Genomic DNA, 26,929 nt, shown 5'->3' with positions numbered 1-26,929 from the left:
AACACCGAACGCCCGCATAGCGCGCTGGGATACTTAACGCCGGAGCAGTTTGCTCAGGCGCATCGACAACAACGGTTTTTAACCCTGGACTCTATGTCGGTGCCGTACTAAGTCTGGGGGCAGGTCACGCACGCTCAAGCACACGCGACAGGGCAATAAGCTGGTGGTACTGCACCTGAGCGTTCCCAAGTACCACTGCATGGATTGCAATCGCTATTTCCGGCATCAGTTTGCCGGCATTCGCCCGCGGCTACGTGCCACGGAGGTCTTCCGGCTGGAGGTCTTCGAAGCGCACGAGGGCGGCGTCAGTCAGCGCAAGTTGACCCACACCCACGGCATCGGCAGCGCGACAGTCGAACGCTGGTATCAGTCGTTTGTGAAGCGGCGGGCCTCGGAGCTTTCCGGTCGCAGCTGCCCCCAGGTCCTGGGCATCGATGAACACTTCTTCAGCCGCAAGCTCGGCTATGCCACGACCTTGGTGGACCTGAAGAATCACAAGGTGTTCGACGTCGTGCTGGGCCGCTCGGAGGCAAGCCTGCGCAGCTATCTGAAGCGTTTGCCCGGCAAGGAGAACGTGCGGGTGATCGTGATGGATCTGTCGGAAACGTACCGTCGCATCGCTCAGCAGTACTTCCCCAATGCCATGATCGTGGCCGACCGCTTCCATGTGGTGCGCTTGGTAAACCAGCACTTTCTGAAGCTGTGGCAGCAGTATGACCCCGAAGGCCGCAAGAACCGCGGCTTGCTCAGCCTGATGCGTCGTCATCACTGGAGGCTGACTGCCGTGCAGAAGGAGAATCTGCATCGCTACCTGGCTCAAGAGCCGGTGCTGCGGGCGCTGTACTTCGCCAAGCAACAATTGAATGGCTTGTTGGTGATGAAGAGCCTGAAACGAAAGCGAGCCCAGAAGATGATGCCCCGGTTCCTCGCGTTGATCGACCAGTTCGAGCAAAGTCCGGCTAGAGCACTGGCTCAGACGCTCAGATCATGGCTGGAGCCTATTGTGCGGATGTGGCGCTTCACCAAGTCCAACGGCATCACCGAAGGCTTCCACACTAAAATGGAGATGCTCTCACGCCGAGCGTACGGGTTCAGGAACTTCGAGAATTACCGCTTGAGAGTCTTGGCCCAGTGCGGTTGGAACGGTGTGATCAACCGTGTCTAGCGACAGACCATCCCCCGTTAACGGGGTAGAGCCGGGTTTCAGGTACTTCATCAGTCGTTCTGAAACGGTCTGATTTTATGTCTTGGTGCCGACGGCGAGACTCGAACTCGCACAGCTTTCGCCACTACCCCCTCAAGATAGCGTGTCTACCAATTCCACCACGTCGGCTGGGCATGCCAGGCGCACCAGGCGCCTGCTGACCGGAACGGCCTTGTTTGGCTGTTCCAGCAAAGTCCAAAATTGTACCATGATCCCCCGGGCCATTCACTGCAATGGCTACTCGGCTGAATCGTCGGCCCTTTACACTGGCCGGATTGTGACTTTTTGCAGACACCCCATGACTGTTTTACGTTTCGACGCCGTGCTGTTTGACTGCGATGGCGTGCTGGTCGATTCCGAACCCATTACGGCCCGTGTGCTGGCAGCCATGCTGGGCGAGCTGGGATGGCCGCTTACGCCAGAAGATGCGCTGCGCATTTTTGTGGGCAAGACGGTAAGCGACGAGGCTCCCTTGATCCAGGCGCGCACCGGCTATGCCATTACACCCGACTGGCTGGATCAGTTCCGTGCGCGGCGCAACCGCGAGCTGGAAACAGATGTACAGGCCATCGACGGCGCGCCGCAGGCAGTGCGCGCCCTGCACCAGTTGCTGGACGGACGCATCGCGGTGGCGTCCGGCGCGGATTTTCCCAAGATCGAGCTGCAGCTGCGCAAGATCGGGCTGTACGAGTACTTCGCGGGACGCTACTTCAGCGGCCAGGCGCTGGCGAACAACAAGCCTGCGCCCGATGTGTATCTGGCTGCGGCGCAGGCGCTGGGCGTGGACCCGCGGCGCTGTGCGGTGATCGAAGATACGGTCACCGGGGCCACGGCGGGCGTGGCCGCCGGCGCAACCGTGTTCGGCTATAGCCCGGGCGGCCCGGGCCATGACAGCACACAGGCATTGCTGCAAGCAGGCGTGGCGCATGTCTTCCACGATATGCACGACCTGCCGGACTTGCTGGCCAGGGAACACGCGGCGGCCTGAACGGAGGGTTGAAGGCGCGCAGCCCGCGCCCCGCCCTGCTGGCGACGCGAAACGCCGGCACGAAAAAACCCGCAGCGCCCTGCGGCACTGCGGGTTTGATGTGGCGTTCGCCAGCGCGCGGCGCGCTTACTGTGCGGGCTTGGGCGTATCGGGCTGCGCCGGCGCGGCCGGAACTTCGGCCGGCTGGGATTCCGGCTGCGGCTGGGCAGCGGGGGCAGGCGCCTGGGGCACCGATGCGTCAGGCTGTGCAGGCGGGGTTTGCGGCACCGAGGAACCGCCACCGGCGCCGGCGCCGGGCGCCTGCGGCACGGAACGATCGGCCGGGAAGTCTTGCATCACGCCGGATTCCATCGCGCCGGAAGGCTGCGACCCCTTGTGGCTGAGGTAGGCCAGGCCCAGCGTGCTGGCAAAGAACACGACCGCGGCCCATTTGGTGGTGCGCGACAGGAAGTTGGCCGCCCCGGTGGCGCCGAACAGGCTGCCGGCAGAACCACTGCCGAAAGCCGAGCCCATGTCGGCGCCCTTGCCCTGCTGCAGCAGGACCAGGACGATGATCGCCAGGGCCGACAGCACCTGCACGACCAGCAAGAGAGTAAGGGTCATAGACATTTAAGACTCCGGGGGAAACTTATATAGCGGCGATGCGCAAGAATTCTTCGGCCACCAGCGATGCGCCGCCCACCAGGGCGCCGTCGATGTCGGTCATGGCAAACAGGGAAGCGGCATTGGCAGCCTTGACGCTGCCGCCGTACAGCACGCGCACCTGGCCCGCGCCCAGCCCACGCAGGGCGACGCGGATGGCGCCGTGGACTTCCTGGGCCTGCTCGGGCGTGGCGGTGCGGCCGGTACCGATGGCCCAGACGGGTTCATAAGCCAGCACCATGCGCGACAGCGCATCGGCGCCCAGCGCCAGGATGGGCTCGAGCTGGCGTTCGATGACACCCAGGGTGTCGCCGCCTTCGCGTTCGGCCAGCGACTCGCCCACGCATACCACCGGAGTCAGCCCGGCTTGCAGCGCGGCACTGGCCTTGTCGGCCACGACCTGGTCGGTTTCGCCGTGCAGGCTGCGGCGCTCGGAATGCCCTGCCAGCGCCCAGCGGCACCCGAACTCTTGCAGCATGGCCGCCGAGACTTCGCCCGTGTAGGCGCCCTTGGCATGCGCGCTGACGTCTTGCGCGCCCCAGGAAACCGCGCTGCCTTGCAGGGCCTCGGCCGTTTGGGCCAGGTAGGGAAACGGCACGCAGACCCCGATTTCGCAATGTGCGGCCGGGTCGGCCGCACGCAGGGCTTGGAGCAACGCGGCGTTTTCGGCCAGGCTACCGTGCATCTTCCAGTTGCCCAGCACGAGACGGGCGCGGTCTTCAACAGAGGTCATGGCGCAACAGTGTTTGGAATGGGCCCGGACGAAATCCGGGTCAAACCAAAGATTGTATCCTGTTTACCGGCCAAACCGCTGCCCCCGGCGCCCCTCTGTTACACCGTCAGGATGATCTTGCCGATGTTTTCGCCCGCTTCCATCATGGCGTGGGCCGCCGATGCCTGTTCGAGCGGAAAGGTGGCGTGCACCACGGGCTTGATGCTGCCCGCCTCGAGCAGGGGCCAGGCATGTTTGCGCAAGGACCTTGCGATGGCGCCCTTGAATTCCACGGGGCGCGGTCGCAGCGTGGAGCCGGTGATCGTGAGCCGGCGGCGCAGGATCTGGTTGCCGTCGACCTCGGCGCGCGCACCGCCCAGCAAGGCAATGATGACAATGCGGCCATCGTCGGCCAGGCACTTGAGATTGCGGTTGATGTATTCGCCGGCCACCATGTCCAGGATCACATTGACCCCCGCGCCGCCGGTGGCGTCGCGGACTTCCTGGACGAAATCCTGCGTCTTGTAGTTGATGCCGCGCGCCGCGCCCAGGGCTTCGACCGCGCGCGCGCGCTCGTCGCTGCCCACGGTGGCGTACACGGTGTGACCCATGGCCCGCGCCAACTGGATGGCCGTGGTGCCAATGCCGCTGGCTCCGCCATGCACCAGCAAGGTCTCGCCGGCTTGCAGGGCGCCGCGGTCGAACACATTGCTCCACACCGTGAAGTAGGTTTCGGGCAGGCCGGCTGCTTCGATCTCCGTCAGGCCGCGCGGAATGGGCAGGCATTGCACGGCCGGCGCCACGCAGTATTCGGCGTAGCCCCCGCCGGCCACCAGCGCGCATACCTTGTCGCCCACGGCAAAGCCTGCCGCCGCGGCATCGCCGCCGACGATCTCGCCCGCCACTTCCAGGCCCGGCAGATCGGAAGCGCCCGGCGGGGGCGCATAGTTGCCCTTGCGCTGGAACACGTCGGGCCGGTTGATGCCGGCCGCCGCCACCTTGATCAGGACTTCGCCCGGGCCAGGCTCGGGCATGGGGCGCTCGGCGGGCACAAGTACTTCAGGGCCGCCGGGCTGGGATATTTCTATAGCTCGCATGTCTCGCCTCCTGGCTCAAATGGATTATTATGCTGCCCTTTACGGAAGTTCCAAACCCGCCATTGAAGATGGCCACGGTTGGAACGTCCGGTCGCGGTACCATACCGCCGACACAAGACGGAAGCGTGGCCGAGCGGTTGAAGGCACCGGTCTTGAAAACCGGCAAGGGTTTGCGCCCTTCGTGGGTTCGAATCCCACCGCTTCCGCCAGCCATATCTCCGCACCCATGGCGAAATTGGTAGACGCAAGGGACTTAAAATCCCTCGCCGCAAGGCGTCCCGGTTCGATTCCGGGTGGGTGCACCAGCCCAGCCCGTCGCTTCCCGTAATCCGCGACGTTACCCTGCCCCCGCTTTAGCCAGGCCCAACGGCCGGTTTTCCCAAGAGCGCAATGCCGTATACGGCGTGGGCAATCAGTTGCGATCTTCCCGGACGAACGTCCATTTTTTCTGTGCGGGGTCGTAAGCAAAGACCATGGGGATCGTGGACCCCAGCGCTTTATTCTCGACCAGGCACCGGTATTGTTCGCCGGCTTTTTGGCAATCGCTTACGCCAACCCCTTGATCCAGCGCCTTGCGAAGCTTGGCTCCGCCCTGCGCGGTGGCGTAATGGTCATAGAGCGCCTGCTTGACCTGTTCATCATCAGGCGCCCCGCCGGAGCAGCCTGCCGCCACGACAGCCAACAACGCAATGACAGCTTTCTTGGGCATGGTGTACACCTAATGGATCACCCACGATTCGACGCACATCGCACCTGGGCATGATTGTTCCAGCACACGAGTATAGCGCCCGGAATTACTAAGGAAAGCGTATCAATATCGACGGCATGAGGGGTGTGTTCCGGCGGCAATCCAAGCAGATGAACTCGCCGAACCGATGCGATCTACGGTGACCGGGGAAGGCTCCGGCACGTCGCTTGCCTGCCGGGCACGCCGCTTGCGTGGCGGTCGGCCCCTGCGCGCGGCGCAGGCATTATCGACAAATTCGTGGAGAACCCGCCATGGCCAAAGCACATGCCGCCAAAACAGACCAGATCAACGACCTGCTTTATCAGGCCCTGGAAACCGAGATGGGTGGAATCAAGGTATATGAGGCCGCCATCAGCTGTGCCATCAATGACGACCTGAAGGAAGAATGGGAAGGCTATCTGGAAGAAACCAGCATCCACCGCCAGGTCCTGCTGACAGTTTTCGAGCAACTGGGGCTCGACCCCGAAGCGCCCGTGCCGTCGCGCGAGATCGTGGCTCACCACGGGCAATCGCTGGTGCAGGCCATTGAGATGGCCAAGTCGCAGGGCGACCCGGCCGCCGCGCAGCTGGTGGCCGCTGAGTGCGTCGTGCTGGCAGAGACGAAGGACCACCTGAACTGGGAACTGATCGGCATGCTGGCCGAAAAGACCAGCGGCGAACGCGCCAAAATACTGAAACAGGCTTTTGAAGCGGTGGAACAGGACGAAGACCACCACCTGTATCACACCAAGGGCTGGACCCGCGAGCTGTGGATCGAATCGCTGGGCCTGCCCGCGGTACTGCCGCCGCCGGAAGAGGTGAAAAAGGTCGAGACGGCAATCGGCGCGTCGCGGGCGGAACAGGCCCGCGATTCGATGCTGGGCGGCAAACACTAGCCTCCCGCCGCCGCGCCTGGACATCGCGCCCGGCGCTGCCGCTCTGCAGCCCCGCGCCCAACACGGCGCGGGCGCCCTGCCCGCCACCATCCGTTACATCCCGCCCCGCTTCGCATGAATTCCAGACACTGAAGCAGGCAAGCCTGCGTTAACATGCCCAGCGACTGTTTCTCTTCAATGGCGCATGGACGCATATTTCGAAAGCATCGGCCAGTTCATCCAGACCAACCAGGACTGGGCCGGCCCCATCCTCTTCCTGCTGACGCTCGGCGAATCGCTGATCATCGTGGGGCTTTTTATTCCCGCCACCGCTTTGCTGCTGCTGACCGGCGGGCTGGTGGGCACCGGCACGCTGTCGCCCTGGATCATCGTGCCATGGGGAATCGCCGGCGCGGTGGTAGGCGACGCCCTGTCTTATCTGCTGGGCCGTTGGCTGGGCACGGGCATGCTGCGCCGCTGGCCGTTTTCAACACAGCGCACGGCTGTGGCGCGCGCCCGCCTGTTCTTCCATCGCTATGGGTTTGCATCGGTACTGATCGGCCGCTTCCTGGGCCCGATCCGTTCCACTATTCCCACCGTGGCGGGCATCATGGGCATGCATCCGGTGCGCTTCCAGATCGCCAACGTGCTGTCGGCGGTGCTATGGCTGCCGCTGATGCTGGCGCCGGGCTTTCTTGCGGCGCGCGGCGTGGGCGCAATGCAAGGCAGCCAGCATGTCGGCCTGATCATCGGTACGGCGGGTTCGGTGTTGCTGGGCTGCTGGCTGCTGGCCGTCTTCATGCGCAAGCGACGATCGCCCGACGACCCGCGGGCACGCCGCAAACGCTAGGCGTAGCATCCGCCTTTGCTCATGCCAGTGAGACCGCAGGATGATCTACCGCGTACTTGCCGACATCGTCCTGCTGGTTCACGGGGCCTTTATCCTGTTCGCGGCCCTGGGCGGTTTGCTGGTGCTGGGAAACCGCTGGTGGCTACCCTGGCACTTGCTGGCGCTCGCGTGGGGCACGGCGGTGATGGCGCTGGGATGGATCTGCCCCCTGACGCCCCTGGAAAACGCGCTGCGGCGGATGGCGGGCCAGCAGGGCTATTCGGGCGGGTTCATCGAACACTATGTGCTCGGGCTGATCTACCCCGATGGCCTGACGCGCCCCTTGCAGATCGCCCTGGCGGCCGCGCTGGTGGCGGTCAACCTCATTGTCTACGCCATCGTCTATGCAAGGCGATGACGGCGTATCGGCTGTGGAATATACCGCAGCGGGCCGGCCCGTTAGAATGCGGGCACATGAAGCTACCTGACAGGCATCCCATGGTCATCCGCGGCGTCTTGCTCCTGCGCGCAATGTTCGTCACCTTCTTCATCTTTTCGGCGTCCCATGCGCAGGCGCGCGACGCCGATCAAGACTGCCAGATACTGAAGCAGGTCATCAGCGACGCGCCAAACAGCTTCCGGAATCTTCGTGACGAGGCCCAGGTGCACGATATGCAGTCCGCGAAAAAATACCCCGCCAGTGTGACGTTCGCAGACAGCCAGTGGTGCAGCGTGGTGGTCAGCAGGGATTTTTTCAACGAAAACTATAACTGCGACCTTCGAAACACCACCGTCAACGAAACGGTTTCGATGATCAGGCAATGCCTGGGCGAAACAGCCGTGCCGGATCCCAAATACCAGGACGACCACTTCAGGGTTTTCAGGCTGGCCACCGAACACGGCGGCGGCGTAAATGTGTTCCAGGGCGCCTTCGCCGGTCTGGTCACGATTACGGTTGATGCTGCCGAACCCGACTGACCTGCGCGACGCCGGCAGTCGCATGCTGTTTGATCGCTCGCTTGATGGCGGGCGGGCCACCGACGATGCACGCCATGTCAGCTGCGGCGCCGGCTGAACTGAGGCCCCGCATGCAGTCGTGGATAGGCATCCGCGTGTTCGACAATGGCAAGCCGCCACTTCGGTGAATAGCGGATTCCGACCGCTACACCGGGCTTCAGCCACTGCAGGGCGCTCTCTTTGAAAAGTTGCTCGATGTAGACTTCGCGCGGCTGCGGCAGTTCCGTGGATGGATTGACTGCCACGCGCAGCTGGAACCACTGGTCGTTGTCGCCGCCCTGCTTGCCGCAGTTCTCGGCCACCAATACGGTTCCGGAAGCTTGCACCCCCGTTTTCACCAGGCGCTCGGAAATGAAGTCGACGATCAGCGATCGCAACTGAAAGAACATGATGCCTACAAAAAAACAAACCAGGATGATCTTGTAGGCGTGCTCGTTGCCGAAGAAATTACTAAGGGTGGCAAGCATCCCGACGTACACCAGGAAGCATACCGTCGCCCCGACCACCAGGGCGTAGCCCACGACACCCGCCAGCGTGTAGTAAATCATGGACGCTGCTTCCCCCGGCCCCGGCGGGTATTTTCTTGAATCTGCATGGCGTAGTCGTCCTGCACAGGCAAACTTGCGCTCACGCCGCCAGGACCAGGACCTTTTTCTGGTCCATCTTCAGATACATGCCCAGCGTATTCCACAAGTTCTGCAGCGCAAGGCACAGCCACCGTATGACAAAGCCCCCGCATGCCACCACTGTGAACGAGAAAAGCGCGATGGTGGTGCCCAGCATGAACAGCGTGCCGGAAGCCAGGCCCAGGACGCCGGTGGGAAGATCGATAGTCAGCGGCGCCACCGAGAATATATTGTGGGCCGGCTTGCGCTGAATGAACACATTGGTGGTCGGCAGTTTCATGCAGCTGAGCATATCGTTCTTGGACACGCCCGTAACATACGGCCCCAATCCGATACTGCGCCCGCTGCCCATACAACCCCAGAACGGCATATCGAACTCCTTTAAGAATCAAGCGCTGCGTAGTTCAGCTTCAAACAATTCGTCATCGCGCTCGACCGCCCCGGGCCGCCGCTTGATATCTTCCGAATCAAGCACGGCCCGATGAAATCGGGTGCGGTTAAGGGCGACATCATCCAGCCTGCAATCCAGCAGACCGGCATACGAAAAATCGGCGAACTGCAGATCGCAGCCGGTGAAATTACACCGCTGGAACGATCCGCGGTTGAACACGCTCATGGAAAGCTCGGCGCCCGCGAAACTACTGTCGGTCGCCAGCACATTGTTCCACAGGCTTTGCGGCAGCGTGGCGCCCACAAAACGGGTTTTCTGGATTGTTGCGCCCACGAACAGCGTATTGCGCATCTGCGCGCCTGCAAAATCGACGTCGACGAGCTCTGCATCGCTGAAGTTGCACATCGTCATGCGGCAACCCGAAAAATCCACGCCGGACAGCTCGGCCTCGTTGAACTGTGTTTCAGACAAGTCCTGCCCGGCGAACGTCTGGTTAGACAGGGTGCATCCCGACAAGGCCATCTGGCGCATCACTGCGCGAGTGAAAATGGTTTCTTGCAGGTCGAGTTCGTGCAAGGTGGATTTCGACAGGTCAGCGTCGGTGAAGTCGGCGCCTTCGAATCGTGTGCTGAATACGTTGCATTCCAGCAGCGCAATACCGCGCAGCGTGGCGCCTGAAAAGTCGCAATCGATCAAATCGGCCTGCTCGGCCCGGCAGTCGCGAAAAGCCGCGCGCTGGAACACTGACTCGTCGAAAGTGGCTTCCGATAAAACGCAACCGTCGAGCACCGCCTGCCGGAATTGGCAGCCCACAAATTTTGCATGCGAGATATCCACCTGCTCGAAGACAGATTCGGTGAAATTGCAGTCGGTGAACACCGATTCGCGCAAACTGCAGGCGTGAAAACGCGCCGCCGAAAAATCGACCCCATCAAAGATCATCCCCGGCAAGTCTTCGTTCTGGAAGACTGCGCCGCGCAGATCGACGCCGCTTATGCGCTCCAGCGTGTGCGCACGCTTCAGTACCTCGGCCTTGTTCATGCCGACCCCTCCAGCACCGGACCGCCGGATTGGCGATACGGCGCCAATCGGGTGCGATGTACATAGGCTCCATCCACCCGTGTCGATGCATCCAATAGCGTTTCCGACATGTCGGCGCGGAAGAAATTGCAGCGGGAAAGATTCGCCCCGACCAGGCTCGCTTTCTGGAAATTGGCCTGCATGAGATTGCAACCCGACATATCGACGAGATCGAGTTGCGCGCGCACAAAGATCGATTGCGGCGCCGACACTTTGTCAAACCGGCAGTTGATGAAACTGGCCTGCGAAAAGTCACACTGCTCAAGTCGGCAAGATTCGAAAAGAACGTTCTCGAACTGGTCGAGGCGGAACATCGTCTGGTGAAACTCTCCGCCATTGAACCAGCAACCGGTAAACGACACGTCGTCGGAAAAAACGCATTTGCTCAGGATGGACCCGGTGAGCCGCAAATTCTGAAAACGCGTCTCCGAAGCAGAGCATGAATGCAGGATGCTTTCGTCGATATGGAGATTATCGATATGCACACTGTCGAATCCGACCTTGTTCATCGAGGCCTCGGCAATTGCCACGTCCTGCAGGCTACCTCCTTCGAAGCTCAGGCTTTCCAGTTTCATCTGCCTGAAGGCGCAATGCTTGAACTCGGCATGATGCATCACGAAGTCGTCGATGGCGCCGGCCTCGAAACTGCAATTCTGGAAACGCGTGCGCACCTCGCAGATCAGCCGCGTCAACGTGGCGTTTCCAAACGAGACATTGATGAACTCGGCTTCGCCGATGTTGCTGTGTTCAATCCAGGCCCCATCCAGGCGGCAATCCACAAATGATGCGCGCGCCAGTACCGTTTCGTGGAACTTTGCCCCCGACAGATTGGCGCCCGTGAAGTCGGCTTTCTCGAGCCAGGTGCGGGAAAAGTCCGCGCCAGACAGATCCATGCCGGACAGGTCGGCTCCCGTCAGGTCCATATCCGAGAGTTTCTTGTTCGCGCGGTACTTTCTAAGCACCTGGTCGCGAATCTGCAACGCCCGGTGCGGCGCGGCACGGGCAACGCCCCTCTGGAAGTGAACCGAATACAGATACAGCTGCTTGAGCCCCCGCTTGCTGTGCTGATACAGGTCACGCGGAGACATATCCGTCGTTGCACTATCCGACAAAGACGCCCGCAATGCGTGCCGCGATTGCGCCTTGCGCACGCTGTCGAAAATCGCCGTGAGATCCGGGGGGCCCTGCTCCGGCAAGGTCAAGCCGCCTTCGGACGATTCCATGCCGGCCACCGCCTCAAGCAAGGGCTCTTTCTTGGAAAAGCTCGACTGCCGTATTTCGCTTTCGGCTTTAGCGAGCGCCTCGCGCCGCTCTTGCTGCAGGCGGGCGACAGTGTCTTCATGCAGCTTCTCGTGCTCGTCGGCCACCTCTGCCAGCCGGTCGAGCGTCAGCGGCTTGACCGGGCCCACGAATCCACCCGGCGGATACGCACCGGTATCGCGCTGCAGCCGGTCTGCCAGCTTGGACATCAGCGGACGATCGCCGAGGGGGATATCCTCGAGCCAGGGCGCCAGAATGTCCGACGGCATCAGGTCGCCATCGCGAAACGCCTCTAACGCGGCGCTGTCGAAGCTGGTGCGCCGCGCGTATATGCTCATGTAATGCGCTTCGGGCCGCGGCTGTCCGGCATGCTCCAGGGCGCCCATGATGCCGCTGATATCGAATGCGTCATCCTCGGCAATGGGGGTCTGACCATGAAACAGCAGGATATAGCTGGTACGGTGCGGCAGGAACCACGCCGTGGTAGGCCGCATTGAAATCTCATCCAGCTGTTGAGCGCCCGAGCGCTGGATAAAACAACGCGCATGCAGCGATGGCAGCGTGCCCTGCCAGCAATGCAGCTCCGGATGCATGTTCCAGAACTCGAACGGCTCGTCCATGGACAAGGCGTCGCGGTCATGCCAGATCTGGTCATCCGATGCCGCATTGAAGGCCGAGAACTGCAAGTCGTCGAAGAACCCGGATCCCACGGTATTGACCCATTCTTCGTCGCAGGAGCCCAGCTTTTCCAGGCGCGACGGCCAATCTGGCCGGATCAGCCCGAAATTGTACGGTTGAACGATCTGGCCCCGCGTCTGTATGCGTTCTGTGGGGCATTCAAGATTGGGCAGCCGTATCGCGCGCGTGCCATTGACTTCCACCTCGTCCAGACCGGTTCCCACGGGGTTGTCCGGTATCGCGCGCCCGCCAAACGAATTGGCCCAGGTCAAGGGCATGGCCTCGAACGGCGCGGGCTCGGAAATCCGGTTTCCCAGCCAGTACCGATCACCGAAGACCAGGCCATCCTTGCGTTTGCTGCCCACCCGCGCGCTGACCATGCATTTCTGCTTGTCTTTCTGGTGCGCTGTATAGGCATATCCGCTGACCAGAAACTCCGGATGCGGCTTGGGCATGACCATATCCATCATTTCGTCGGCGTCGAGTTCAGGCAGCACATCGTGCACCAGAAAGTGCTCTGCCTGCACCTTGGGGCCGTGGGCATCATGCCGCACCAGCACCGCGACAGATACGGCAAGATATATCCCGCCGCGCCAACGGTAAGGGCGGGGCATGATGGTCATGCGTAGCGGCTTGATGATTTTCAAGGCGCTCCCTTCCCTTTTTTCTTGAACTTGCTCGCCAGGTTCGACACGGCGCCGCCCAGCTTCGTGGCGGCGGACTTGACTGCAGGCGAAGGGTTGCCGCCAAGAAACTGCAAAGTCTTGGCAACATGCAGCCGGACCAACGCTTTGTCGATCGCGGCATGTGAACGCTGGAACTGCTTCTGCGCGGATCCCATGGTTACGCCCGATAAATACAGGTCGCGCGTTGCCACAGTGGTTTTAACCGTGCCCAATGATGCGATCACGGCGTAGGCCGAACTTGTAGCGCCCGAGGCGGTCAGCGCCAGCCCCGAGAAGGTAAAGGGCTTTGGCGAATACATTTCGTAGCCCTTCAGATAGAAATTCATGCCGACCGGAGATTCGGAAATGTCGGTGCTCGCCTCGGCATGATAGTTACGGCAGTTGATTGTGAGCGCGCCCGCCGTCGTCTGGACGAAGGAGCCGTCAATTTTCCAGTTGGTCTCACCCTTTGTCGTTTGAGTTTCGGTGGACAGGTTCGTTTCTATCACCACGCCCTGCACCATGGCCTTTAAATAGCCCATGATGTCGAATCCGGACACGCTGTCGAAACTGGACGAATTTTTTACCAGCGCGTCGGCGACCGCGGCCGTGGCCGCCGACTCGGCGGCCGATTCCGGACTGGCGCCTGCATCCAGGGCCTGCTGTGCTTTGCTTTCCGCGACCGCCCGGTCTGCTCCTGCGGCCTGGGCCGCATCGCCGGCCGCTGTGACGGCCCGTCTGGCCTGCTCGGCGGGGGCAAGCGTTTCGCCACCCGCGCGCACCGCGGCGCGGGCATTGCTGCCCGCCACCGTGGGATCCGCGATGGTGCGGCCAACCAGATCCGCGGCGACGCTGTTCATGTCGGCGCCCGGGTTGTTCGCCATGGTGTGATGCGCGGCTTCACGGACGGCCTCGGCCGACACAGGATCGATGTTGTACTTTTTCCAGATGGGTTCTACGGTCGCGTCGAAATTATCTAGCGTCAGGTCAGGCGTCGCCCGGATCTCGGCCATCGCGGCCTGCGCATCGGAACCGGGCAAAGGAACGAAACCTGTCATCAGGGCACCTTCGTGGTGGAGGAGTGCACTTTTCCTTTCCCCAGCTTGCTGGTCTGGACCAGGAACTTCCGATGGTTCTTGCTGTCTTCAATGGCCGTGTTGTACAGCACAATATCGTTGTCAAACCCGGCGATATACAGGCGCCCCAAAGTGCCCGTAAACAGATAGCCGGAGTAGACATGCCACTCCGTGCCGTATTTGGTTGCCAGTCCATATAACGACAATGACGTATACAGCGTTGCGTCATATGAACCGCTGTAGACACCGATGCCGCGCCCCGAATGGAAACGAAAATTCAACAACGACTGACTGGCATAGGTCTTCATTGTCGAACTGCATTTGATATGGATGTCCTTGCCGGGCATTTCGTACGTCACCGTATCGGAGTGCGAATGGATGACACTGCCCGTGACGTTCATGGTCTGCGTATCCTGGAAGTCGTACGTGACCTCGCCCCGCACCAGCCGGATCAGGTAACCAAGAATGGAAAACGTGCTGGGCGCCGACGACGCGCTTGTGGCAGCGGACTGCGCCGCCGCAGCAGCCGCGGCCTCGGCGCTGACGCCGTCTTCCATATATTGCTGAATGTCGGCCTGAACCCCTCCGGATGACTGCGCATCGATGGCACCAGTCTCTTGCAGCACGGACTGGGCCTCTTCAAAAGCGATAGCTTCACGCTGCGACTGGCTCAGGTCCGTGCGACCCTGCAGCCGGTTGGTCACCCGTTGCCGGACGCGATCGCCTATCGTGCTGGGGTGGGCAACGGTTTTTGCGGCAAGATCCTGCGCAATCGCCTGCGCATTGGCGGGATCGCGTTCTGCCAGCACCTCGATGGCGCGCGCCGTGGACGCCGCCGTGATGGGGTCGCCGGAATACGCGAGCAATTGCTGCCTGACGTAGTCGAACCGCAAAGTGCCCGGCGGCAGGGACACCATGGAATTGCCGATATTGGATACGACCGCCCCGGCTGCGGATCCCGGCTGTATGTTGTAGTCGCACATAGGTCAACCGCCCGATAGAATCAGCCAGATCACCGTGGCGCCCAACGAAACCATGTTGGCAGATTTTTCCCACTTGGATTTTTCATTGTCCAGGCTGACTAAACCACCGCCATGCCGGCCACTGCCGTAGTGCGACATCTGGGCGGCGGTACCGATCCGCACGCCGCCCACGCTTGCGTTGCCCAAAGAAAGATCGGCCGATACCAGCAATGCCGACCTGTTTTTCCAGGGAGTTTCAGTCAGCGAATACGACCCGCTGGACAAGTTGAAGTAGCGGCTGAGTTTTTTTGCGTCGTGAACGGTGTTTTTTTCTTCGTCTGCGTTGATGGCGATTTCGCCGGCTTTCAGGTGGACGTCGGTGGCCTCGATCGTCACATTGCTCTTGTGGTTGTATTGCGTGGCGCCGGACGTGAACTTGATGTAAGAGTCCAGCAAATCCAGCCGGACATAATCCTGGACCGTCATATTGAAGTCTTGCTTGACTTCGAAGCCCGCCGGAATGAGCGTGCCGCCCGACGCCGCATTGACGCCGGCGGCCAGGGCCTGCGCAGCCGCCTCGGCGCTTACGGGCGGCCGGCTCGAACTATCAAGATTCAGGTTCAGTACCGAAAAGCTGCTGCCGCTGAGCACGTCGCCCATTTGCGTCAGGGCCGTGCGTTCGCTCTCGGATACTCGAACGCCGTTGTTTTCGGCCAGCTTTAACGCATCGGAAGCCGGCGGCGGCGAATAATCGAAATCCGGGCCGGCGCCAGGCGGCTTTTGATAGTCCAGCAGCTCACCGGTAAGTTCGTCCAGCGTCTTACTCATGCCATACCTGTTTGTTCGCGCGCACGCGGCGCTGCCATCCGGAGGTGCTTAGCCGACATTGCCGTTGATGACAATCTTGACGTCCCCGTCGATTCTGGATTTGTATGCCCCGGTGAGCGAATGCTCGACGTCGCCTATTTCGGTCAGCTTCTGGGCGCCGTCCTGCTTGGCCGTCAATATTCCCTTCGTGGTCGTCTGCACATCGCCCGTGGTCTGCTTGATTACGGGACCCTCGATAGTTCTGTTGAACGGACCCATATTGGCGGTGGTCTGGCCATCGAGAGTCAGGTCGGTCGTCTGCTTGACGTGCACCCGGAGCGACCCGGCGGTAATGCTGTACATGCCGCAGACATCAACCAGGTAGTTGTTGCCTATGGTGTGGCTGTGATCATTCACCACCTCGTCGCACATGTTGCGCTGCGCGCGCATATGCACCAGCTCGCTGCCCAGTGCATCTTCGAAGATCATCTTGTTGCACATGGACGGGTCGCCGTAGACCGACTGGCTGCGGAACCCGCTTTGCGTTGCGCTGGCGGGCAGCTCCACGGGCGGCATATTGTTGGCGTTATAGACGCGCCCAAGCACGATCGGGCGGTCGGGGCAGCCCCCGATGAAATCGACCACGACTTCGTCGTTGATGCGCGGCAGTTGCAGGCCGCCGAAACCGCCACCCGCCCAGGGGCTGGATACGCGCACCCAGCATGAACTGCTTTCGTTGCGCTGGCCGTAGCGGTCCCAGTGAAACTGGATCTTGATGCGCCCGTACTTGTCCGTCCAGAGTTCCTTGCCGGCCGGGCCCACCACCCGGGCAGTCTGGGGGCCGTGGGTACGCGGGATCGGCGTGACGCGCGGCGCGCGATATTGAACCGACGAGGGCAACGCCGAAAACGAAACTTCGTAGAACTCTTCGGAACCGCTGTTGGTGGAATAACCGCCCACGCTCATGCGGTAGTTCACCGACACGACCAGGTATTCGCGGTTTTCGGCCTTGCGCGGGTGATTGCGCAACGTGAACAGATAGCCGGGCGCCAGGCCGCGGGCATTGCTTGCACCCAGGTCCTGTTCCTGGCTGCTTTGCAGTTCTTCAAGGCGAACGCGGGCATACTGCTCGCCGTGCTGCGCTTCCTGGAAGCCGCCCTGCCACTCGAATACCTCCAGGTTGCCCGGCTCGGAACCGCCGGGCCGCTTCGACACGGCATCCAGGCTGGCGCCGGGCTTGGTGAAGTCGTAGTCCACCGTGGCGTAGCCATCGGGCGTGACCTGCGCCGAAATTTCCCACATCGAAATGTATTCTTCGCGCGGGGTCGAAACGCGGTCGGGCCCGTAATACGGCAGCGATTCGTATCCGGGCACGGGCGCGTGCAGCGATATATCGTCAGTCAGCACAAGGGTATGCTGGCCCTTGTCGTGCTTGAAATAATAGTAGATGCCTTCGTGCTCGAGCAGGCGGCTGACAAAAGCAAAATCGGTTTCCTGGTACTGCACGCAGTATTCCCAGGAACGATAGCTGCCCGTCAGCTTCATCTCGAAGGGGTATCCGTACTCGCCCAGTACTTCCTTGACGATGTCCGGCACCGATTTCTGCTGAAAGATCTTGTTGTCGGATGTCTGGGTCAGGTACCACAGCCAGGGCTTTACCGTGACCTTGTAAACATAATTGCGCGACGTGTTGCTCTCGCGCCCTACCATCACGCAGCGCACTATCTGGCCGCTGAGATAGCGCGGCTGCATCGTCGTGGCAATTTCCAGCGTGAGCGGTTTGCCCAGCAACTGCTTCAGATCCAGGTTGAAAGAGCTGGCCAGCAGTTCGACGTCGAATTCAAATAACTGCGACAGGCCCTCGTGGCCTGTCATCTGCCGGAACACGAGCGTGGTTTCAAGGGGAGTATGCGCAATGACGGGGCGCTGTTGAAAAAAGCTTGGAATATCCACTCGAAACCTCTCCCTCGACTCGCCCTGGCGGCAAGCGCACGTAGAACCGCGCGATCACGCGGTTGTCATATAGCCTGGATACACTGCCCCGATTAGGGATTACCCGCGCAAACTACTTGAAGAGAATCGTCGCCTCAAGGCGGTTTTCCCTAATAGATGCAACAAATCTATAAGCCGCAAGTCTGTTTATTTCAGGACAACACGGGCCGCCCTTGAAAGCGCCCGACAGGGCCGGTAGCGCGTGCAGTTACCCGTGTGTCCCCGCAATTTATTGTTACCAGAAAAGGGGGGCGTGTTCCTGTTACAGTGACGGCGCCGTGATGCCCGCTCCCCCTTCCCCCTCGCCGCCATTTGTGGTGCTCGATGCCTGCGTACTGATGTCGGGCATTGTGCGCCGCCTGATGTTGCGCCTGGCGGCCGCCGGCTTCTACCAGCCCGTCTGGAGCGAGCGGATCGGAGAAGAATGGCGCCGCAACGCCGCGCGCCTGTGGGCGATTCCCGCGGACGTGCTGGCGGCCCAATGGGCCGACATGAACCAGCTGTTCCCGCTCGCTTCCGAAGGTGACCTGCAGGCGTACGAGACCGGCTTGCACTATAGCGATCCCAAAGATTTCCACGTGATCGCGGCAGGCCTCGCGCGGCGCGCGCGCTGCGGCCTGCAGCGACCGCCGACCGTGCTGGTGGCAACCTGGAACCTGAAAGACTTCAATCGCTCGGAACTGCGGCGCCAGGGGTTGGACGCACTGACGCCGGACCGCCTTCTGTCGCAATGGTGGGAAGCCGACCCCGCGCGCATGCACGAGGCCGTCCGGGCAGTACCGGGCGACTACGTGGCGCTGGGGCGCGAACCCGAACCACTGGGCGTCACGCTGCACCGCGAACGGCTGTATCGCCTGAAGACGCTGGTGGCGCGCCACGAGGCCCGGTAGCGGCGCGTTCAGTGATCGTGGTTGCTGGCCGCAAAGCCGGCTGCATTCAGTATCGCGATCACTTCTTCGATGTGTTCGGGCCCACGCGTCTGCAGCACGAAATCGACCTCGACATTGCGCGCCGGCAGGGCAGTAAAGGCGCGCTGGTGATGCACTTCGGTGATGTTGGCGTGCGCGTCGGCGATGAGCTTGGTGGCGTGCGCCAGCGCGCCCGGCAGATCGCGAAGGTCGACCCGGATACGGGCCAGGCGGCCGGCGCGCACCATGCCGCGTTCGATCAGCTCGCCCAGCATCAGCGGGTCGATGTTGCCGCCCGTGAGCACCAGCGCAATGCGCTTGCCGCGAAAGCGCCCCGCCCCCGCTGCCTGGTCGTGCAACAACGCGGCCAGGCCGGCGGCGCCGGCGCCTTCTACGACGGTTTTTTCGATTTCGAGCAATACGACGATGGCATGCTCGATGTCGGCCTCGCTTACCAGTTCGATACGGTCGACCAGGCGACGCACGATGTCCTGGGTAATGGCGCCGGGTGATTTCACCGCGATGCCTTCGGCGATGGTGTAGTGGCCCGGCGTCATGTCCACGCCATGCATGGCCGCGTACATGGCCGGAAAGCGTTCGGTCTGTACGCCCACGATCTCGATACCGGGCTTGATGGCGCGCGCCGCCGTGGCAATGCCGCTGATCAGGCCGCCGCCGCCGATGGCGATGACCATGGTGTCCAGGTCGGGCTGGTCTTCGAGCATTTCAAGGGCCAGCGTGCCCTGCCCTGCAATGACGGCCTCGTCGTCGTAGGGGTGGATCATGACCAGGCCGCGCTCGCTGGCCAGCTGATAGCCGTGCGCCTTGGCATCATCGAAAGTGTCGCCTTGCAGCACCACGGTGGCGCCGAAGCGCCGTGTATTGGCCACCTTTACCGTGGGCGTGAAGCGCGGCATGACGATGACGGCGGGCACGCCCATGCGCTGCGCATGGTAGGCCACGCCCTGCGCATGGTTGCCCGCCGACACCGCGATGACGCCCTGGGCGCGCTCCTGCGGGCTGAGCGCCAGCATGCGATTGAGCGCGCCCCGTTCTTTGAAAGACGCGGTGAATTGCAGGTTCTCGAACTTCAGCCACACCTCGGCGCCGAGAATGTCGGACAACGTGCGCGAATGCGTGAACGGCGTTTTGTGCACCTGCCCGTGCAAGCGGGCGCGGGCAGCCTGGATGGCGGCAAGATCGATCACTGTGGGTCCTGTGCGCGGTGGATCTGGGTGCTTATTATGCTACCGCCGCAGGGCCCGGGGCCTACCGTACCGGCAGAAAATTGAAGAACAGCAGCCCTTGCGCATAGTTGATGCCGACGCGGCGCGCGTTTTCGCCGAGCAGGTTGGCGATAAGGTCCAGCCGGCCGATGATGGCGCCGAACTCCCGTTCGAAGCTGAGGTTGGTGGCCTCGGCAGACATTTCGTTGGCCAGCAGCAGCGGCTGCCCGCCGGCATCGCGGCGCGAGGCCAGCAGCCAGGCGGCGGCCTCGACATTGCGGGCGGCGTTGTAGATGTGCTGCGCGTTGAGCACGTCGGACACGTACATGCGCGTCTTGCCGTCATGTGCGGCGATCAGGGTGTCGGCCAGCCCATAGATGAATGCCGCAACACGGTCGCGCGGATAGGCCGGGTCCAGCGACACGGCCAGGATCTGGATGTCGCGCAGCCCCTGCAGGCCGGGCGGCGGGGTGCGCTGGGTGATCCAGCCCTTTACGCGCGCCACCGCGGCGGCGTGGTCGGGCATGCCGGCCTTCTGCCATTCGCGCGGGTTGCGGCGGTACAGCTTGTCGAGCAGGCTGTACAGACTGTTGAGGTTGTCGCGGATTTCGAGCGTGACCGTGCGGTTGAAGTCGGTTTGCGCGAACTGGTCCATCGACATGTCTTCGCTTCTGGGCCCCACCGCAGGAGGCTGGGATACACAGCCCGCCGCCAGGCTCAGCAGCACGCCGCCCGCCAGGGCTCGTAAGGCCAGCCGTACTTGCCTCATGCGTGGTTCAACCCTGTGCCGGTCAACGCGGTCTCCGTGGCGATGGCCAGCGGCATGCCGGCGCGTCAAGAATGTACCGTAGATAAACAAAAACGGCACCTTTCGGTGCCGCCTTGTACTTCAAGAAACGCAAAGTTTATTCAGATTGCGGTTCTGCTTGCGCGGGGGCGTCAGTGCCGCCGCCCTGTTGCTGCTCGATGCCGCCAATGGCCTTGACGGACAGGCGCAGGCGGCCCTTGTCGTCGGCTTCGATGACCTTGACGCGGACTTGCTGGCCGACCTTGAGCACATCGTTGATGTTGGCGATGCGGTAGTTGGCGATTTCGGAAATGTGCAGCAGGCCGTCGCGGCCGGGCAGCACTTGCACAATGGCGCCGAAGTCCAGCAGGCGCAGCACCGAGCCGTCGTAGACCTGGCCCACTTCGACGTCGGCGGTAAGCTCGACGATGCGACGCTGGGCTTCCTTGGCCTGGGCCTCGTCCACGCTCGCGATGACGATGGTGCCGTCATCGGAGATGTCGATCTGGGTGCCGGTTTCTTCGGTCAGGGCACGAATGGTGGCCCCGCCCTTGCCGATCACGTCACGGATCTTCTCGGGGTTGATCTTGATGGTGAGCATGCGCGGCGCAAACGCCGAGAGCTCGCCACGCGAACCGTCGAGGGCTTCGCGCATCTTTTCCAGGATATGCAGGCGGCCGTCGCGGGCCTGGGCCAGCGCCACTTGCATGATTTCCTTGGTGATGCCCTGGATCTTGATGTCCATTTGCAGCGCGGTGATGCCGTTGCGGGTACCCGCCACCTTGAAGTCCATGTCGCCCAGGTGATCTTCGTCGCCCAGGATGTCGGTCAGGACGGCGAACTTGCCATCGTCGAGGATCAGGCCCATGGCCACGCCGGCCACGTGATCCTGCAGGGGCACGCCGGCGTCCATCATGGCGAGCGAACCGCCGCACACCGACGCCATGGACGACGAACCGTTGGATTCGGTGATCTCGGAAACCAGGCGGATGGTGTACTGGAATTCGTCGTGCGGGGGCAGCAGCGACACCAGGGCGCGCTTGGCCAGGCGGCCGTGGCCGATTTCACGACGCTTGGGCACGCCGATGCGGCCGGTTTCGCCGGTGGCGAAGGGCGGCATGTTGTAGTGCAGCATGAAGCGGTCACGATATTCGCCCATGAGCGCGTCGATGATCTGCTCGTCTTGCTTGGTGCCCAGCGTGGCCACGACCAGCGCCTGCGTTTCGCCGCGGGTGAACAGCGCGCTGCCGTGCGCGCGGGGCAGCACGCCCAGGCGGACGCTGATGGGACGCACCGTGCGGGTGTCGCGGCCGTCGATGCGCGGTTCGCCGTTCAGGATCTGGCTGCGCACGATGCGGGCTTCCAGGTCGAACAGGATGTTGTCGACCGTGACCGCGTCGGGAGCGTCCTGGCCGGCAGCGGCGGCCTGCTCGGCCAGCTTGGCATGCACGTCGGCGTAGACTTCGCGCAGTTGACCGGTGCGGGCCTGCTTCTCGCGCACCTGGTACACAGCGGCCAGGCGCTCTTGCGCGGCGGCCGTCACGGCGGCGATCAGGGCTTCGTTCTTGGCTTCGGGCTGCCAGTCCCATTCGGGCTTGCCGGCTTCGCGCACCAGTTCATGGATGGCATTGATGGCGGCCTGCATTTGCTCGTGGCCGTAGACCACGCCACCCAGCATGACTTCTTCAGAAAGCTGCTTGGCTTCGGACTCGACCATGAGCACGGCGTTTTCGGTGCCGGCCACGACCAGATCCATTTCGGACGACTTCAACTGCGCGGCGGTGGGGTTGAGCACGTACTGGCCATCGATATACCCCACGCGGGCGGCGCCGATGGGGCCATTGAACGGGATGCCCGAGATGGCCAGCGCGGCCGAGGCGCCGATCATGGCGGGGATATCGGGGTCGATGTCCGGGTTGACCGACACGGTGTGCAGAACCACCTGGACTTCGTTGTAGAAACCTTCAGGAAACAGCGGACGAAGCGGCCGGTCGATCAGGCGCGAGGTCAGCGTTTCTTTTTCGGACGGCTTGCCTTCGCGCTTGAAGAACCCGCCGGGGATACGGCCCGCGGCATAGGTTTTTTCGATGTAGTCGACGGTAAGCGGGAAGAAGGTCTGGCCGGGCTTGGCCTTCTTGGCGGCAACGACGGTGGCCAGCACCACGGTGTCTTCGATCGACACCAGCACGGCGCCCGAGGCCTGGCGGGCGATCTCGCCCGTTTCCAGTACGACCGTGTGCTGGCCGTATTGGAAGGTTTTTGTCACTTTATTGAACATGACGAGGATTCCTTACAAATGAAAAACCGTGGCCGACGCGACAGATGTCGCACCGGCCACGGTTGCGTCATGGGGAGCCTGCCCCGTCGATCACTTGCGCAGACCGAGTTTTTCGATCAGTGCGCGGTACGAATCGGGATTGCGGCCCTTGAGGTAGTCGAGCAGTTTGCGACGACGGCTGACCATGCGCAGCAGACCGCGGCGCGAATGGTGGTCCTTCATGTGGGTCTTGAAGTGACCGGTCAGTTCGTTGATACGGGCGGTGAGCAGTGCCACCTGAACTTCGGGGGAACCGGTATCGCCTTGGGCGCGTTGAAACTGCGCGACGATGTCGGCTTTTTTGATGTCAGCTACGGACATGTATGACCTCTTTGACTTGCGGCAGGGCCGAGGCGCCCAGCCGTGGTTTTGAAAAACGGCAAAAACCGTGATGCTTGGGTACTGCTTTTGCTACATTGAGTGTCGCGGCGGCCGCCTTGCAAGGCGGCATGGATACCGGACAACATATTGAATTTGCCCGGCCATGGGTATAGCCGGGCAAATCAGACAGCGATTATAACTGATTCAATAGAATGGCCCTACTGACCCGCCACCCCGTCCGGCCCCTGGGCCGGCCCACCGGAGAACCGGCATGATTTCTGACCTGACCGGCCTGGCCGGGCGCGCCTTGGCCATTGCCGCCACCGCCGCCCTGGCCGCCTGCGCAAACCCCACCCAGGTGCCCCCCGGCTCGCCCCTGGCCAGCGTGACATCGCAACTGGGCCAGCCCAATTTCGCCTGCCCGATGGCCGACGGCGGCCAGCGGGTGATCTGGACCCAGCAGCCTTACGGCCAATATGCCTGGGGCGCGAATGTGGGGCCGGACGGCCGTATCGACCAGGTTCGGCCCATTCTTACCGACGCGCATTTCAAGCTGCTGGCCACGGGCACCTGGACGGCCGATCAAGTGCGCTGCGAATTCGGACCGCCCGCCGAAATCGACCAGGTGGGCTTGCCCAGCGTGCGCGAGGTGGTGTGGTCGTACCGCTACAAGCAGTCGGGGGTGTGGAATTCGCTGATGTTCGTGTACATGGGCCGCGACGGCCAGCAGGTGACGCGTTTTCATCCCGGCCCCGACCCCATGTTCGAGGCAGACCGCCGCTGGTGGTAGCGGCGGCGAACGGGGTCAGGGACGGCGGTCCTGGTGTTGGCGCCGGGCGCGGGCGCGGTTCCAGCGCCAGGCCGTGATCACCCACCCCGACAGGCCATACAGCACGAACAGCCCGAACAGCACGACCGGGGGATCGCTGGACACGAAGACAAACACGGCCACCACCAGCAAGATTCCCCAGAACGGCACGCTGCGGCCCAGGGCAAAGCTCTTGCCGCTGAAGAACGTTGCATTGGACACCATGGTGACGCCGGCGTACATCGTCAGGCAGAAAGCCACCCAGGCCATGACGTTGTGCTCGATGGGCAGCTTGTTGTCGATGGCCAGCCAGACGAAACCCGCCACCAGCGCGGCGGCCGCGGGACTGGGCAAACCCTGGAAGTAGCGCTTGTCGACCACGCCGATGTTGGTGTTGAACCGCGCCAGGCGCAGCGCCGCACCGGATACGTAGACGAAGGCGGCAAGCCACCCCCAGCGCCCCAGGTCGTTCAGTATCCATTCGTACATGACCAGGGCCGGCGCGACGCCGAACGAGGTCATGTCGGACAGGGAATCATATTGCTCGCCGAAAGCCGACTGGGTGTTGGTCAGGCGCGCCACGCGCCCGTCCATGCCATCGAGCACCAGCGCCACGAAGATGGCAATGGCGGCCACTTCGAAGCGGTCGTTCATGGCCTGCACGACGGCGTAGAACCCGGCAAACAGGGCCGCGGTGGTAAACGCGTTGGGCAACAGATAGATACTGCGGTGGCGATTCTCGGAATCGCGCATGGAGAAATTGGGCATAGTCACTGAATAAGGCGACGGATAACCGGAAGGTTAACTCATCCGTAGCGGCTTGCGGCGTTCGGGGAAGGTCGCGGGACGGCTATCCGGGCGGCTTCCATGGGCATGGCGCGCCATTTTGGCATAAAGAGAAAAGGCATCCCGAGGGATGCCTTGGCGCGCAGGTCGGGGCTTAGGCACTGTGCCCCGCTGGGCGGGTGTCGGGCACCTTGATCGGGGAATGCCTTGCCGCGCCGGAGAGGTGTCTGACACCCTTCGGGAGTCAGACACCGTCGGGACGACTTGCCTGGCTGGGAAGGTGCCTGAGTCCCTGGCCGGGAAGGTGTCTGACACCCTTCGGGAGTCAGACACCGTCGCGACGGCCTGCCTGGCTGGGAAGGTGCCTGAGTCCCTGACCGCGAAGGTGTCTGACACCCTTCGGGAGTCAGGCACCGTCGCGACGGCTTGCCTGGCTGGGAAGGTGCCTGAGTCCCTGACCGCGAAGGTGTCTGACACCCTTCGGGAGTCAGACACCGTCGCGACGACTTGCCTGGCTGGGAAGGTGTCTGACTCCCGAAGGGTGTCAGACACCATAGGTGGGACGATCAGTTCTTGGACTTGTCCACCAGCTTGTTGGCGGCGATCCAGGGCATCATGGCGCGCAGCTTGGAGCCGACCTGTTCGATCTGGGATTCGGCGTTGATGCGGCGGCGCGACGTCAGCGTGGGAGCGCCGGCGGCGTTTTCCAGGATGAACTTCTTGGCATATTCGCCGGTCTGGATGGCGACCAGGGCCTCGCGCATGGCTTGGCGGGTCTGTTCGGTGACGATCTTGGGGCCGGTCTCGTATTCGCCGAATTCGGCGTTGTTCGAGATCGAGTAGTTCATGTTGGCGATGCCGCCTTCATAGATCAGGTCGACGATCAGCTTGAGCTCGTGCAGGCACTCGAAGTACGCCATTTCGGGCGCATAGCCGGCCTCGACCAGCGTGTCGAAACCCGCCTTGATCAGTTCGACCGTACCGCCGCACAGCACGGCCTGTTCGCCGAACAGGTCGGTTTCGGTTTCTTCGCGGAAATTGGTTTCGATGATGCCGGCACGGCCGCCGCCGTTGGCGCTGGCGTACGACAGGGCCACATCGCGGGCCGAGCCGGACTTGTCCTGGTAGACCGCCACCAGGTGGGGCACGCCGCCGCCCTGCGAGTAGGTGGAACGCACCGTGTGGCCGGGAGCCTTGGGGGCGATCATGATGACGTCGATGTCGTCGCGCGGCACGACCTGGCCGTAGTGCACGTTAAAGCCATGGGCAAAGGCCAGCGCAGCGCCCGCCTTGATGTTGGCATGCACTTCGTTGCGATACACCGCCGCGATGTTCTCGTCGGGCAGCAGCATCATCACCACGTCGGCGATCTTGACCGCTTCGGCGACTTCTTTCACTTCGAGGCCGGCATTGGCGGCCTTGTTCCACGAAGCGCCGTCCTTGCGCAGGCCCACCACGACCTTCACGCCCGAATCATGCAGGTTCAGCGCGTGGGCGTGGCCTTGCGAGCCGTAGCCGATGATGGCAACGGTTTTGCCCTTGACCAGGGAAAGGTCGCAGTCTTTGTCGTAGAAAACTTTCATGTCGTGTGCTCCGGATTTATACGATTTCTGGATAGTTCAGGATGGATGCAAGGCCCGCAGGCCTCAGAGTTTCAGGATCCGTTCGCCGCGCCCGATGCCGGACACGCCGGTGCGCACGGTTTCCAGGATGGCGCTGCGGTCCAGTGCGTCGATGAACGCCTGGATTTTTTCCTGCACGCCGGTCAGTTCGATGGTGTAAGACTTATCGGTGACGTCGATGATGCGGCCGCGGAAAATATCGGCCATGCGCTTCATTTCCTCGCGTTCCTTGCCGACGGCGCGCACCTTGATAAGCATGAGCTCGCGCTCGATGTGCGAACCTTCGGTCAGGTCGACCACCTTCACCACGTCCACCAGGCGGTTAAGGTGCTTGGTGATCTGTTCGATGACGTCGTCGGAGCCCACCGTGACCACGGTAAGGCGCGACAAGGTGGCGTCTTCAGTGGGCGCCACGGTGAGGGTTTCGATGTTGTAGCCACGAGCCGAAAACAAACCCACCACGCGCGACAGCGCGCCGGGTTCGTTTTCCATGAGCACGGAAATCACATGTTTCATGGTCGCCTCC

Annotated in this window: 26 protein-coding genes, 3 tRNA genes and 1 pseudogene; 10 read left to right on the top strand and 20 right to left on the bottom strand. The window is 62.3% G+C overall.

Going from position 1 to position 26,929, the window contains the following annotated elements; translation table 11 throughout:
• Window positions 1–106: 106 nt before the first annotated feature.
• Window positions 107–1,165, top strand: a pseudogene (locus CAL18_RS03755) (ISL3 family transposase); the annotation flags it as partial.
• Window positions 1,166–1,248: 83 nt separating this feature from the next.
• Here the strand turns inward: CAL18_RS03755 and CAL18_RS03750 are convergent.
• Window positions 1,249–1,333, bottom strand: a tRNA-Leu gene (locus CAL18_RS03750).
• 169 nt (window positions 1,334–1,502) lie between these two features.
• Between CAL18_RS03750 and CAL18_RS03745 the strand changes: the two genes are divergently transcribed.
• Window positions 1,503–2,192 (top strand): HAD family hydrolase, encoded by a 690-nt coding sequence (locus tag CAL18_RS03745; protein ID WP_094817356.1) that lies wholly within the window; start codon window positions 1,503–1,505, stop codon window positions 2,190–2,192.
• 126 nt (window positions 2,193–2,318) lie between these two features.
• On the opposite strand, the gene secG is transcribed toward CAL18_RS03745, so the two are convergent.
• The 3 genes from secG to CAL18_RS03730 all read right to left on the bottom strand — a co-directional run bounded on the left by secG (window position 2,319) and on the right by CAL18_RS03730 (window position 4,643).
• Complete coding sequence (secG, locus tag CAL18_RS03740; RefSeq protein WP_094817355.1) at window positions 2,319–2,801, bottom strand: preprotein translocase subunit SecG; 483 nt, start codon at window positions 2,799–2,801, stop codon at window positions 2,319–2,321.
• 19 nt (window positions 2,802–2,820) lie between these two features.
• A complete protein-coding gene (gene tpiA / locus CAL18_RS03735; protein WP_026638386.1) occupies window positions 2,821–3,567 on the bottom strand; it encodes a triose-phosphate isomerase in 747 nt (248 codons plus the stop codon).
• A 98-nt stretch (window positions 3,568–3,665) separates the two neighbouring features.
• A complete protein-coding gene (locus CAL18_RS03730; RefSeq protein ID WP_026638387.1) occupies window positions 3,666–4,643 on the bottom strand; it encodes an NAD(P)H-quinone oxidoreductase in 978 nt (325 codons plus the stop codon).
• Between the two features lie 119 nt (window positions 4,644–4,762).
• Between CAL18_RS03730 and CAL18_RS03725 the strand changes: the two genes are divergently transcribed.
• Window positions 4,763–4,852, top strand: a tRNA-Ser gene (locus tag CAL18_RS03725).
• Window positions 4,853–4,863: 11 nt separating this feature from the next.
• A tRNA-Leu gene (locus tag CAL18_RS03720) sits at window positions 4,864–4,948 on the top strand.
• A 107-nt stretch (window positions 4,949–5,055) separates the two neighbouring features.
• On the opposite strand, the gene CAL18_RS03715 is transcribed toward CAL18_RS03720, so the two are convergent.
• Window positions 5,056–5,352 carry a hypothetical protein gene (locus CAL18_RS03715; protein WP_094817354.1) on the bottom strand — a complete coding sequence of 99 codons (297 nt, stop codon included), beginning with the start codon at window positions 5,350–5,352 and terminating at the stop codon, window positions 5,056–5,058.
• 290 nt (window positions 5,353–5,642) lie between these two features.
• Here CAL18_RS03715 and CAL18_RS03710 point away from each other — a divergent pair, with 290 nt between their 5' ends.
• The 4 genes from CAL18_RS03710 to CAL18_RS03695 all read left to right on the top strand — a co-directional run bounded on the left by CAL18_RS03710 (window position 5,643) and on the right by CAL18_RS03695 (window position 8,052).
• Window positions 5,643–6,266 carry a hypothetical protein gene (locus CAL18_RS03710; protein ID WP_094817353.1) on the top strand — a complete coding sequence of 208 codons (624 nt, stop codon included), beginning with the start codon at window positions 5,643–5,645 and terminating at the stop codon, window positions 6,264–6,266.
• A gap of 184 nt (window positions 6,267–6,450) precedes the next feature.
• Complete coding sequence (locus CAL18_RS03705; RefSeq protein ID WP_026638390.1) at window positions 6,451–7,095, top strand: DedA family protein; 645 nt, start codon at window positions 6,451–6,453, stop codon at window positions 7,093–7,095.
• A gap of 40 nt (window positions 7,096–7,135) precedes the next feature.
• The gene (locus CAL18_RS03700) at window positions 7,136–7,492 is read left to right on the top strand and encodes a DUF2784 domain-containing protein (RefSeq protein WP_026638391.1); all 357 of its coding nucleotides are present in this window, start codon (window positions 7,136–7,138) and stop codon (window positions 7,490–7,492) included.
• A gap of 56 nt (window positions 7,493–7,548) precedes the next feature.
• The gene (locus CAL18_RS03695) at window positions 7,549–8,052 is read left to right on the top strand and encodes a hypothetical protein (RefSeq protein WP_141217740.1); all 504 of its coding nucleotides are present in this window, start codon (window positions 7,549–7,551) and stop codon (window positions 8,050–8,052) included.
• Between the two features lie 77 nt (window positions 8,053–8,129).
• Here the strand turns inward: CAL18_RS03695 and CAL18_RS03690 are convergent, their stop codons facing one another.
• The 8 genes from CAL18_RS03690 to CAL18_RS03655 form a co-directional block, all read right to left on the bottom strand.
• The gene (locus CAL18_RS03690; RefSeq protein WP_026638393.1) at window positions 8,130–8,639 is read right to left on the bottom strand and encodes a hypothetical protein; all 510 of its coding nucleotides are present in this window, start codon (window positions 8,637–8,639) and stop codon (window positions 8,130–8,132) included.
• Window positions 8,640–8,718: 79 nt separating this feature from the next.
• Entirely contained in the window at window positions 8,719–9,024 is a 306-nt protein-coding gene (locus tag CAL18_RS03685; protein WP_141217739.1) for a hypothetical protein, read from the bottom strand.
• A gap of 81 nt (window positions 9,025–9,105) precedes the next feature.
• Window positions 9,106–10,149 (bottom strand): pentapeptide repeat-containing protein, encoded by a 1,044-nt coding sequence (locus CAL18_RS03680; protein ID WP_094817352.1) that lies wholly within the window; start codon window positions 10,147–10,149, stop codon window positions 9,106–9,108.
• Window positions 10,146–12,773 (bottom strand): DUF2169 family type VI secretion system accessory protein, encoded by a 2,628-nt coding sequence (locus CAL18_RS03675; RefSeq protein WP_094817351.1) that lies wholly within the window; start codon window positions 12,771–12,773, stop codon window positions 10,146–10,148. Before CAL18_RS03675 ends, CAL18_RS03680 begins: the two co-directional genes overlap by 4 nt.
• Entirely contained in the window at window positions 12,770–13,849 is a 1,080-nt protein-coding gene (locus CAL18_RS03670) for a hypothetical protein (RefSeq protein WP_026638396.1), read from the bottom strand. Before CAL18_RS03670 ends, CAL18_RS03675 begins: the two co-directional genes overlap by 4 nt.
• Window positions 13,849–14,784 carry a hypothetical protein gene (locus CAL18_RS03665; protein WP_141217738.1) on the bottom strand — a complete coding sequence of 312 codons (936 nt, stop codon included), beginning with the start codon at window positions 14,782–14,784 and terminating at the stop codon, window positions 13,849–13,851. Before CAL18_RS03665 ends, CAL18_RS03670 begins: the two co-directional genes overlap by 1 nt.
• 69 nt (window positions 14,785–14,853) lie before the next feature.
• Window positions 14,854–15,657: a hypothetical protein gene (locus CAL18_RS03660; RefSeq protein ID WP_094817349.1), complete on the bottom strand. Its 804-nt coding sequence runs from the start codon at window positions 15,655–15,657 to the stop codon at window positions 14,854–14,856.
• A 48-nt stretch (window positions 15,658–15,705) separates the two neighbouring features.
• Window positions 15,706–17,589 (bottom strand): type VI secretion system Vgr family protein, encoded by a 1,884-nt coding sequence (locus tag CAL18_RS03655; protein ID WP_026638399.1) that lies wholly within the window; start codon window positions 17,587–17,589, stop codon window positions 15,706–15,708.
• 320 nt (window positions 17,590–17,909) lie between these two features.
• Here CAL18_RS03655 and CAL18_RS03650 point away from each other — a divergent pair, with 320 nt between their 5' ends.
• Window positions 17,910–18,518, top strand: a complete 609-nt coding sequence (locus tag CAL18_RS03650; RefSeq protein ID WP_094817348.1) for a PIN domain-containing protein — start codon at window positions 17,910–17,912, stop codon at window positions 18,516–18,518.
• An 8-nt stretch (window positions 18,519–18,526) separates the two neighbouring features.
• Here CAL18_RS03650 and CAL18_RS03645 read toward each other — a convergent pair whose 3' ends face one another.
• The 4 genes from CAL18_RS03645 to rpsO all read right to left on the bottom strand — a co-directional run bounded on the left by CAL18_RS03645 (window position 18,527) and on the right by rpsO (window position 23,187).
• Window positions 18,527–19,744, bottom strand: a complete 1,218-nt coding sequence (locus tag CAL18_RS03645) for a threonine ammonia-lyase (protein WP_094817347.1) — start codon at window positions 19,742–19,744, stop codon at window positions 18,527–18,529.
• Between the two features lie 61 nt (window positions 19,745–19,805).
• Window positions 19,806–20,531, bottom strand: coding sequence for a hypothetical protein (locus tag CAL18_RS03640; protein WP_026638402.1), 726 nt, complete (start codon window positions 20,529–20,531; stop codon window positions 19,806–19,808).
• A 136-nt stretch (window positions 20,532–20,667) separates the two neighbouring features.
• Window positions 20,668–22,827: a polyribonucleotide nucleotidyltransferase gene (gene pnp / locus CAL18_RS03635; RefSeq protein WP_026638403.1), complete on the bottom strand. Its 2,160-nt coding sequence runs from the start codon at window positions 22,825–22,827 to the stop codon at window positions 20,668–20,670.
• Window positions 22,828–22,917: 90 nt separating this feature from the next.
• Entirely contained in the window at window positions 22,918–23,187 is a 270-nt protein-coding gene (gene rpsO / locus CAL18_RS03630) for a 30S ribosomal protein S15 (RefSeq protein WP_026638404.1), read from the bottom strand.
• A 271-nt stretch (window positions 23,188–23,458) separates the two neighbouring features.
• Here rpsO and CAL18_RS03625 point away from each other — a divergent pair, with 271 nt between their 5' ends.
• Window positions 23,459–23,977 carry a hypothetical protein gene (locus tag CAL18_RS03625; protein ID WP_026638405.1) on the top strand — a complete coding sequence of 173 codons (519 nt, stop codon included), beginning with the start codon at window positions 23,459–23,461 and terminating at the stop codon, window positions 23,975–23,977.
• 15 nt (window positions 23,978–23,992) lie between these two features.
• Here the strand turns inward: CAL18_RS03625 and pssA are convergent, their stop codons facing one another.
• The 3 genes from pssA to ilvN all read right to left on the bottom strand — a co-directional run bounded on the left by pssA (window position 23,993) and on the right by ilvN (window position 26,919).
• On the bottom strand, window positions 23,993–24,763 hold the full coding sequence (gene pssA / locus CAL18_RS03620) for a CDP-diacylglycerol--serine O-phosphatidyltransferase (RefSeq protein WP_026638406.1): 771 nt from the start codon (window positions 24,761–24,763) through the stop codon (window positions 23,993–23,995).
• 584 nt (window positions 24,764–25,347) lie between these two features.
• On the bottom strand, window positions 25,348–26,364 hold the full coding sequence (gene ilvC, locus CAL18_RS03615; protein WP_026638407.1) for a ketol-acid reductoisomerase: 1,017 nt from the start codon (window positions 26,362–26,364) through the stop codon (window positions 25,348–25,350).
• A 63-nt stretch (window positions 26,365–26,427) separates the two neighbouring features.
• The gene (gene ilvN / locus CAL18_RS03610) at window positions 26,428–26,919 is read right to left on the bottom strand and encodes an acetolactate synthase small subunit (protein WP_026638408.1); all 492 of its coding nucleotides are present in this window, start codon (window positions 26,917–26,919) and stop codon (window positions 26,428–26,430) included.
• Between the last annotated feature and the right edge of the window lie 10 nt (window positions 26,920–26,929).

Source organism: Bordetella genomosp. 7 (assembly GCF_002261415.1).
Lineage (GTDB): Bacteria > Pseudomonadota > Gammaproteobacteria > Burkholderiales > Burkholderiaceae_B > Bordetella_A.
The sequence above is the reverse complement of the archived record's forward strand: the minus strand, read 5'-3'. Positions and strand labels throughout refer to the sequence as shown.